Consider the following 6,726-nt stretch of genomic DNA (forward strand, 5'->3'; position numbering starts at 1 on the left):
CCTCCTGATCGAACCGGGCTCGAGGCTGCCCAAACCGAAACGACAGGGCTTTGACTTAAATCAAGGCCGACGGTCTCCGATTGCGGAATTACGGGCGTCGGCATCCGCCGGAATTCGAGATCGGGGACTTGCGATGAGATTTGGCACGGAGATCGTTCTTCTGAGCCTTTTTGCTTTTGCGGCGCTTGTCGCCGCCGGCTTCGGCGTGGACGAACCTTTTCGTCAGCACATGTGGGTTTTGTTCTTCATTGTCGCTGGCTTCACTGTGATCTTGTTGCGCCACACGGATTTCAAGCCGGCGACGCCGGTTGACCCCGAGGCTTACATGGATGGTCCGGTCCGCTACGGCGCCATCGCAACCATGTTCTGGGGCGTCGTCGGCATGTTGGTCGGCGTGATTATCGCGCTTCAGCTCGCCTATCCCGACCTCAACGTCGCGCCCTGGTTTAATTTCGGCCGCCTGCGCCCCGTTCACACATCGGGTGTCGTCTTTGCGTTCGGCGGCAACGCGCTTCTGTGCACTTCGCTCTACGTGGTGCAGCGCACTTGCCGCGCCCGATTGTTCGGGGGCGATCTGGCCTGGTTCGTCTTCTGGGGCTACCAGCTGTTCATCGTCATGGCTGCGACCGGCTATCTGCTCGGCATCACCGAATCCCGCGAATATGCCGAGCCTGAATGGTATGTCGACCTCTGGCTGACCATCGTGTGGGTCGCCTATCTCCTGCTCTTCCTCGGCACCATTTTGAAGCGCAAGGAGCCGCATATCTACGTCGCGAACTGGTTCTACCTGTCCTTCATCGTCACCATCGCGATGCTGCACGTCGTCAACAATCTTTCGATGCCGGCCTCATTCCTGGGATCGAAGAGCTATTCGGCCTTCTCCGGCGTCCAGGATGCGCTGACGCAGTGGTGGTACGGTCACAACGCCGTCGGCTTCTTCCTCACCGCCGGGTTCCTCGGCATGATGTACTATTTCGTGCCGAAGCAGGTGAACCGGCCGGTCTATTCCTACCGTCTTTCGATCATCCACTTCTGGGCACTGATCTTCCTGTACATCTGGGCGGGCCCGCATCACCTTCACTACACCGCCCTGCCCGACTGGGCCCAGACGCTCGGCATGGTGTTCTCGATCATGCTGTGGATGCCCTCATGGGGCGGCATGATCAACGGCCTGATGACCCTCTCCGGGGCATGGGACAAGATCCGAACCGATCCGATCATCCGCATGATGGTCGCGGCCATCGCCTTCTACGGCATGTCCACCTTCGAAGGTCCGATGATGTCAATCAAGGCGGTCAACTCGCTGTCCCACTACACGGACTGGACGATCGGCCACGTCCATTCGGGCGCGCTTGGCTGGGTCGGCCTGATCTCGTTCGGCGCCATCTACTACATGGTGCCGAAGCTGTGGAACCGTCAGCGGCTCTATTCGATGCGGCTGGTGACCTGGCACTTCTGGCTGGCGACGCTCGGGATCGTCGCCTACGCCGCCGTGATGTGGGTCTCGGGGATCATGCAGGGCCTGATGTGGCGCGAGTACGACGAGCAGGGTTTCCTCGTCTACTCCTTCGCAGAGACCGTCGCCGCAATGCACCCGTACTACGTCATGCGCGCCGCGGGCGGCGCCATGTACCTCGCCGGCGCCCTGATCATGGCATGGAATATCGCCATGACCATCCTCGGCTACCAGCGCGAGGAGCAAACCCTGCCGGGCTCCGCGCCCGCCCTCCAGCCTGCCGAATAAGGAGCCAGACATGCGCTTGATGGACAAACACGCGCTGATCGAGAGGAACGCCACGCTTCTTCTCGTCGGGTCCCTTCTGGTCGTGACCATCGGCGGCATCGTCGAGATCGCGCCTCTCTTCTACCTCGACAACACGATCGAGAAGGTCGAGGGCATGCGACCCTATTCGCCGCTCGAGCTTGCCGGCCGCGACATCTATGTCCGCGAGGGTTGCTATCTCTGTCACAGCCAGATGATCCGCCCCTTCCGGGACGAGGTCGAGCGCTACGGTCACTACAGCCTCGCGGCCGAGTCGATGTACGACCACCCCTTCCAGTGGGGATCGAAACGCACCGGACCCGACTTGGCGCGCGTCGGCGACCGCTATTCCAACAGCTGGCATGTGCAGCACCTTGCCGACCCGCGTTCGGTGGTGCCGGAATCGATCATGCCCGCTTATGCCTTCCTGAAGGACACCCCGATCGAGGTGAAGGACTTCTCCACGCATCTGGTCGCGAACCGGCGCGTCGGCGTTCCCTACTCCGACGACATGATCGCCAACGCCAATGCCGACCTGATGACACAGGCCGATCCCGATGCCGACACTGCGGGCTTAGAGGCGCGCTATCCGAAAGCCAAGATCGGCGACTTCGACGGCAATCCGCAGCAGGTCACGGAAATGGACGCCTTGGTCGCCTACCTGCAGATGCTCGGCACCCTTGTCGACTTCAAGACCTACGACGAAGCCGCTGGCTACCGCTGAGGAGGGATCCATGGATTACAACCTGATGCGGGAGTTCGCCTACAGTTGGGGCCTGCTCGCCATGGCGCTGTTCTTCGTCGGCTGCGTCGCCTTCGCGCTCCGTCCGGGCAGCAGGCTGAACGCAGACGAGGCCGCACGCATTCCACTCAAGGACGACTGATCATGAGCAACGAGCATATCGACGACGTCTCGGGCATTCCGACGACCGGTCACGAGTGGGATGGCATCAGGGAGCTCAACAATCCGCTGCCGCGGTGGTGGGTGATCTGCTTCTACATCACCATCGCCTGGGCAGCCGCCTACACGATTGCATACCCGGCCTGGCCCATGATCAGTTCCGCCACTCGAGGGGTGCTGGGTTTTTCGAGCCGCAACGACGTGAAGAACGAAATGGCCGCTGCGGAAGCCGCCAAGGCGAAATATGTCGCCGCGATAGAAGCGAAGACCGTTTCCGAGATTGCCGGCGACGATGCCTTGCGCGAATTCGCGGTCGCAGCCGGCGGCGCCGCGTTCAAGGTCAATTGCGTCCAGTGCCACGGCTCTGGCGCCCAGGGGTCCCAGGGCTTCCCGAATCTCAATGACGACGAATGGCTGTGGGGCGGCACAGCAGAGCAGATTCAGCAGACCATCATGCACGGCATCCGTTTCGCCTCCGACCCCGATACCCGGCAGTCCGAAATGCCGGCCTTCGGTGATGTCGTCACGGCGGATCAGATCAGGCAGGTCAGCGCCTATGTGGCGAGCTTGTCGGGACAGGTTCAGGACGCAAGCCTGGTCGAGCCGGGCGCCAAGGTCTTCAAGGAAAACTGCGTGGCCTGTCATGGCGAAAATGCGAAGGGCAACAAGGAATTCGGCGCGCCCGATCTGACCGACGCGATCTGGTTCTACGGGTCCGGAGAGAGCCACATTGCGGCTCAGGTCCGCGCTCCCAAACACGGCGTCATGCCTGCCTGGGCCGGGCGACTCGGCGAGACGACGGTCAAGGAATTGGCGGTCTATGTCCATTCGCTTGGCGGCGGGGAATAGGAAGCGGGGCCTATTCTCGGCCCTTGGCCGTGCAAGCGACGAGGCCCGGCCCTGCCGGGCCTCGACTCATCTTCGATCGGCAGATTCTTGACCTGCATCAACGCGCTGCAGCGGGCCATGCGGCAAGACTGATCGACGAAGGCGGCACCCGTCCCTGCGCCGCGTTGGAGATGCATGTGCTTGATCAGACGCAGGTAGAACGGCTCGAGGCCGAAGCGGTCAACTCCGCAAAGACGCGACAGCCGCTCTATGCCGCGCGCAAGAAGATCTTCCCGAAACGCGCCTCCGGTCGTTTCCGCCAGTTCAAATGGCTGGTGATGGCGATCACGCTCGGCATCTACTACCTGACGCCCTGGTTGCGATGGGACCGCGGCGCCTTCGCGCCCGACCAGGCCGTTCTCATCGACCTGGCGAACCGGCGCTTCTATTTCTTCTTCATCGAGATCTGGCCGCAGGAATTCTACTACGTCGCTGGCCTTCTCATGATGGCAGGCGTCGGCCTCTTCCTCGTGACATCGACCGTCGGACGGGCCTGGTGCGGCTATGCCTGCCCGCAGACCGTCTGGGTGGACTTGTTCCTTGTGGTGGAACGCGCGATCGAGGGCGACCGCAATGCCCGCATCAAGCTGGACGCCACGCCATGGACGGCTCGCAAGCTCGTCCTGCGTACGATCAAGCATGCCATCTGGCTGATCATCGGAGCCGCCACCGGCGGCGCCTGGATCTTTTACTTCGCCGATGCGCCGAAACTGCTCGGCGAACTCTTCAGCGGCACGGCCGCGCCTGTCGCTTATGTCACGATCGCCGTCTTGACCGCCACCACCTACGTTTTCGGCGGACTGATGCGCGAGCAGGTCTGCACCTATATGTGCCCGTGGCCGCGCATTCAGGCCGCCATGCTCGACGAAAACTCGTTGACCGTGACCTATAACGACTGGCGCGGCGAACCGCGTTCGCGCCATGCCAAGAAGGTCGTGGCCGCCGGCCAGCCGGTCGGCGATTGCGTCGACTGCAACGCCTGCGTCGCCGTCTGCCCGATGGGCATCGACATCCGCGACGGCCAGCAGCTCGAGTGCATCACCTGCGCGCTCTGCATCGACGCCTGCGACGGCGTCATGGACAAGCTCGGTCGCGAGCGCGGGCTGATCTCCTACGCGACGCTGGCGGACTACAATGCCAACATGGCGGTGGCTACGGCCGGCGGCAGCAGCCCGGTCAACCCGGCGCTCGTCAGGACCGCCAGCGGCGACTTTGTCGACGGCTTGGCGCATTTCCATCTGGGCAAGATCTTCCGGTTGCGCACCTTCATCTATCTCGGTGCATGGTCCGCGATCGGCCTGGTCCTGGTCTACTCGCTGCTGACGCGCGAGCGGCTGGAGCTGAACGTTCTGCACGACCGAAATCCGCAGTTCGTCACGCTTTCGGATGGCTCGATCCGCAACGGCTACACCGTCAAGCTGCTCAACATGATCCCCGAGCCGAGGACGATCGAAGTCACCCTGCAGGGGCTCGACGGCGGCGACATGAGCGTCGTCGGCATAGACCAGCCCGCGAGCCGCAGCTTTGCCATTCCGGTCGAACCCGATCGGCTCAAGATGCTCAAGGTTTTCGTCCGCCGGCCGGCCAAGCTGATCAAGGAGCCGGTGCAGAACTTCGAGTTCCGCATCGAGGACAAGGCAAGCGCCGAATCCGCCGAATACACCGCCAGCTTCAACGCGCCGGAGAAGGGCCAATGAGCATCGATACGCAAAAGCCGCGCGAATTCACCGGCAGGCACATGCTGATCTCCATTCTCGCCTTCTTCGCGGTCGTGATCGGCGTGAACCTGACCATGGCAACGTTCGCCCACAGGAGTTGGACCGGTCTGGTCGTGGAGAACACCTATGTCGCCAGCCAGCAGTTCAACGGCAGGGCCTGGGAAGGACGAGCCCCGGCCGCGCTTGGCTGGAAAGGCAGCTTGACGATAGCCGGGGGCGACGTCCGCTACAGTCTTGTCGATGGGCACGGAAAGCCGGTGCCGCTGCACCGCGTCAGGGTGCTGTTTCGCCATCCGGCGTATGAGGCTGAGGACCAGGCCGTCACGCTCACCGCATCGTCCGCAGGCGGTCCCGCGAAGACAGCGGAATATGCCGCGCGGCACACGCCCAAGGATGGCGTCTGGATCGTCGAGATCGAGGCCGAGGCCGGCCTTGTCGAGCCCTATCGCGACGTCCGCCGCATCATCGTTTCGAAGGGAGCGCTAAGATGAGCTGTTGCGCGCCGGGTGCCGAAATGGCCCTCGATTTCGGCGACGCCGCCTCGGTGCTGCCATCCAGCGCCGAGATCCGGCTGGCAAGCCGGTTCCTGGGCGACAACCTTTGCCAGACGGATCTCTCCGTGCCGGCGGTCCATTGCGCCCTTTGCATACAGACAATCGAGACTGCCTTGGCAAAGCTGGAACATGTCGAAGGCGCTCGCGTCAACCTGTCGACCAGACGCGTGTCGATCCGCTGGCGCGGCGCCGAAGTTCCGCCTTTCTTCGCAACGCTGGCGCGCCTCGGCTACCAGGCGCACCTCTTCGACCCGCAGACCGGCACGAAGGACAAGACCTTGTCGCAACTGATCCGGGCTGTCGCCGTCTCCGGATTTGCCACGGGCAACATCATGCTGCTGTCGGTCTCGGTCTGGTCGGGGGCCGAAGGCGCAACGCGCGACCTGTTTCATTGGGTGTCGGCGCTGATCGCAATTCCCGCCCTCGCTTTCGCCGGCGGCATCTACTTCCGTTCCGCCTGGAATGCATTGCGCCACGGCCGCATGAACATGGACGTGCCGATCGCGGTCGGAATCTCGCTGGCTTATGCAATGAGCCTCTACGAAACCATCAACCACGGAGATCACGCCTATTTCGACGCATCCGTTTCGCTGCTGTTCTTCCTATTGATCGGCCGCACGCTGGACCACGTGATGCGCGAACGGGCACGCACTGCCGTGGATGGCCTGTCCCGGCTGGCCGCGCGCGGCGCCATCGTCCTGCGCGATGACGCCACGCGCGATTATCTGCCGGTCGGCGAGATCGAGCCGGGCATGCATCTGCTCATCGCCGCGGGCGAACGCATCCCTGTCGACGGCATGGTTCTGCGCGGCACCTCGGACCTCGACTGCGCGCTGGTTTCCGGGGAGAGCAAGCCGAGGACCGTGGGCTCGGGCGAGCGGGTTCAGGCCGGCACTCTCAATC

General features: G+C 63.1%; 7 protein-coding genes. All 7 read left to right on the forward strand.

The window, feature by feature from the left end:
- Nucleotides 1-133 precede the first annotated feature (133 nt).
- The gene (gene ccoN, locus EOA75_RS26420) at nt 134-1,744 is read left to right on the forward strand and encodes a cytochrome-c oxidase, cbb3-type subunit I (protein WP_127325533.1); all 1,611 of its coding nucleotides are present in this window, start codon (nt 134-136) and stop codon (nt 1,742-1,744) included.
- 10 nt (nt 1,745-1,754) lie between these two features.
- Entirely contained in the window at nt 1,755-2,486 is a 732-nt protein-coding gene (gene ccoO / locus EOA75_RS26425; RefSeq protein ID WP_127325534.1) for a cytochrome-c oxidase, cbb3-type subunit II, read from the forward strand.
- 10 nt (nt 2,487-2,496) lie between these two features.
- Nucleotides 2,497-2,646: a cbb3-type cytochrome c oxidase subunit 3 gene (locus EOA75_RS26430; RefSeq protein ID WP_127325535.1), complete on the forward strand. Its 150-nt coding sequence runs from the start codon at nt 2,497-2,499 to the stop codon at nt 2,644-2,646.
- Between the two features lie 2 nt (nt 2,647-2,648).
- Nucleotides 2,649-3,512, forward strand: a complete 864-nt coding sequence (gene ccoP / locus EOA75_RS26435) for a cytochrome-c oxidase, cbb3-type subunit III (RefSeq protein ID WP_127325536.1) — start codon at nt 2,649-2,651, stop codon at nt 3,510-3,512.
- Nucleotides 3,513-3,688: 176 nt separating this feature from the next.
- Nucleotides 3,689-5,248 carry a cytochrome c oxidase accessory protein CcoG gene (gene ccoG, locus EOA75_RS26440; RefSeq protein WP_164747569.1) on the forward strand — a complete coding sequence of 520 codons (1,560 nt, stop codon included), beginning with the start codon at nt 3,689-3,691 and terminating at the stop codon, nt 5,246-5,248.
- Nucleotides 5,245-5,760, forward strand: coding sequence for a FixH family protein (locus EOA75_RS26445; protein WP_127325538.1), 516 nt, complete (start codon nt 5,245-5,247; stop codon nt 5,758-5,760). The genes ccoG and EOA75_RS26445 overlap by 4 nt, the downstream gene beginning before the upstream one ends.
- Nucleotides 5,757-6,726, forward strand: a 970-nt coding sequence (locus EOA75_RS26450) for a heavy metal translocating P-type ATPase (protein WP_164747570.1), incomplete at its 3' end; no start/stop codon positions are given. The genes EOA75_RS26445 and EOA75_RS26450, both read left to right, overlap by 4 nt.

Origin of the sequence: Mesorhizobium sp. M1A.F.Ca.IN.022.07.1.1, assembly GCF_003997575.1 — a bacterium.
Taxonomy (GTDB): Bacteria; Pseudomonadota; Alphaproteobacteria; order Rhizobiales; family Rhizobiaceae; genus Mesorhizobium.